The organism is Winogradskyella thalassocola, assembly GCF_900099995.1.
Taxonomy (GTDB): Bacteria; Bacteroidota; Bacteroidia; order Flavobacteriales; family Flavobacteriaceae; genus Winogradskyella; species Winogradskyella thalassocola.
Genome location: NZ_FNCZ01000021.1, coordinates 1 through 3,069, shown reverse-complemented (window position 1 = coordinate 3,069; position 3,069 = coordinate 1). Strand labels below are relative to the sequence as shown.

Genomic DNA, 3,069 nt, shown 5'->3' with positions numbered 1-3,069 from the left:
AAAATCTGGGTTAATATTTGATGCAACATATAAAAGTACGCTAGTGAAAAATTAATGGGATTTTACTTGTTTTTTAGCACAGTACTTTGTTACCTACAGTTATTTTTAATTTTTATATTAGTGTATGTTATTTATGTCAATTATACTTTTCGTAATCTCGGTTTATATCTTTCTGGCATATTATTATGAATGGGAACATTCAAAAAAACATTGGCAAAAAGGAATTCCTTATTCTAAATTTGACAGAACTCTAGGCATAATAATCTCTATTGTTATATTAATATTTTCTCTCTATCTGTTCGTGCAATCCTTTTTGAAATAGTTATTTTATTCCAAATTTCACTAATTCAGGTTTTATTATTATCAATTCTTTTTTTCTCGGAAATTTTCCGTGTTCAAAAGTCAATTCAATACTATTATTTTTCTTTTCCAGCTTTTTTAAGTCAACATCATAAAAGTCCGAAATCACGAACGTTTTATTTTCATAACCTAATTCAGTCGATTGAATCAAAATATGAATATCTGTTTTAGAATTTTCAGTTTCCAGAGGTAAACTTTGTCCATTGTAAAAAGTCATTACTCTCACAAAAAAGTCATTTCCATATCCCGATTTGACTTGGTCAAAATTACGAAGGACTGATTCAAATCCCGATTCAGACGTTTGATTGATTTCAGATGTGTGTTTATAGACGAAAAAATTGTCTGAAACATCTAAAGTATCTTTAAAATCCTTTTTGTCAATTAATTTCCTTTCTCCGCTTTTTAGTGTTTCCGCAACATTTATTTCAGAATCCGTAGATCCTACGAAACGATAATAATCAGATGCTTGGGTGTTTTCTAAATTCTCAATTTGCTTTTGTAATTCCGAAATCTGTTTGTCTTTTTCGGTCAGTTTTTCAGTCAGCTTTTTCAATTCCGATGAAGTTTGTTTTGAATCACAACTTGCAATTAAAATCAATGTTAAAATCAGTAACGGAATGTTTTTCATAATTGTAGGTAACGGTGTACGTATATGAAAAGTAGCGTCTTAATTATCAACTGCTTTTCGGATTTAAATATCATTTATAAAGAAACGAAAAATAAAATAAACTCAATGGCTAAGCTATTTTTTATATGCGCTGTTGTGTTTAGTATTTTATTTTTTTATTCGGTTTATAGTTTTCCAGGATCTTTATTGTGGGTTTAGTTTTAATGATCTACTAGAGCTTAAAATACGTAGTATGGACGACGCTACATAGGATATTCAGCCACCAGACATTGTTTTGTTTTAAAATTGGTTATATACCGATATATGGCTTGTTTTAAAATAAAAACTTTCTTCGAATCCTTATTATTTAAATTTCTGAAAATTATGAGTTATTAAAAAAAACATCAATGTAAGAGACTATCAGTCAGATACTTATTAGTGTTAAATAATATAACAAACTTGACTTTCTCATTTTTTTTCAATAACTTCAGACAAACTGTTTAACGTTTTCAAACGTTCTGAGAGCGCGCTCTCAACGATTTCAATCGAACAGTTTGGCGCTTTAAAAATCTTACTACGTCGATTTTAAAATCACATAATTTTTAGAAACTTAAAAGACCTCGAAGAAAGCTACAATGTTTGGTGGATGACCGAAAGTCGGCAATATTAAACCCAACGTGTTTGTATATGGTTTGTTGCGTGGTTTAGCACGTAATTTAGCAAATAAAAACCGAATAGAAAATCCGCGAGGATTTTCGTAAGTAGGCTAGAACTAGCAATAAATTATATACGGTGTTGCCCACAGTTTTTATTCCTCGCTGTATTCATAATTCCGTTCGGTTTTTCCATTTAGTTTTCGGAAATGACCAATTATATTTTCAAATTTTGGTTTGATTTTAAAAGTACCGTTTGAATCTATAAAACCCCATTTACCATTGATTTTTACTGGTGCTAAATCATATTTGAAACCTCGTGCATCGTCATATTTGAAATCAATAATTATGTCTCCTTTGTTGTTAATATAACCATATTTGCCATTTCTTTTAGCTACTGCCAATCCATTGTTACTGAAATATGTAAGGTCTTCGTAAATCGGTTTTATTAGAATAGTTCCAGTCGTATCGGCTAATCCATATTTCCCGTTCGTTTTGTACCACATAAATCCTCCTTGAGGATAACCAAAAGCTCTGTATTTCATTTGCATTATTGTATCTCCAAATCTATTTAGTTTTCCTAAAGTGTTGGTGTTTGCAGAACCAATTAATGGAAATTTTCTTTCTTTCTTTTTATATTCAATTGTGTCAATTATTTTTCCAGACTTATCTATTGTACAATCATATAATTTTGGTTCTAACACGATATATTTTGGATTAACAGTTGTAGTATCAATAGTTTCTATTTCGACTTCCGCAAGTCCATTTTTAAATTCGTAAGCAAGAGAAAATAATGTGTCTATTTTTAAATTTCCATTAATATCTATATATCCCCATTTTCCGTTTTTGTTAAACTGAACAGAAGCCAACTCTTCAGAAAAGTCTTCTGCATCTGAGAAGGAAGTTTTAGATATTAAATTACCTTTTAAATCTGCAAAATTGTAGTGGTTTTCTGTTTGAACTAAAACTCTCTCGTTTTCAACAAGCCCAATGAAATCGTATTCATAATCAATCACTAATTTTCCTTCGGTATCTATTAATCCTTGTTTTTCGTTTTTATATGTGTCTGCAAAACCATTGTAAAAATTATTTATAGAGTCGAAAGTTGGTTCAATAAGCCACTTTCCTTTAGAATTTATTGCTCCGTATTTACCATTATATTTTGCTGGAACTATTTCAGTTTTGTCAACCGAACAGCTTATTAAAAAAAATAGGATTATTATGTAATTGACGGTTTTCATAAATTGTGGGCAACGTGTTTGTATATGGTTTGTTGCGTGGTTTAAGCAACTAATTTAGTAAATAATTACAGACCAAGAAAGTCCGCGAGGACTTTCGTAAGTAGGCAAGAAGCTAGCAATAAATTATATACGGCTTAAGTTTACAATTAATTAAATTTAAGCATAAATCAGAAAAGACAAAAGAGAGGAATAAGGTTAATATACACGC

2 protein-coding genes are annotated in these 3,069 nt (G+C 30.0%); both read right to left on the bottom strand.

Features of this window, described 5'->3' with window-relative positions:
* Positions 1 to 322 precede the first annotated feature (322 nt).
* Positions 323 to 988, bottom strand: a complete 666-nt coding sequence (locus BLT80_RS19725; RefSeq protein WP_092471255.1) for a hypothetical protein — start codon at positions 986 to 988, stop codon at positions 323 to 325.
* 787 nt (positions 989 to 1,775) lie between these two features.
* Complete coding sequence (locus BLT80_RS19720) at positions 1,776 to 2,861, bottom strand: WG repeat-containing protein (RefSeq protein WP_092471253.1); 1,086 nt, start codon at positions 2,859 to 2,861, stop codon at positions 1,776 to 1,778.
* Between the last annotated feature and the right edge of the window lie 208 nt (positions 2,862 to 3,069).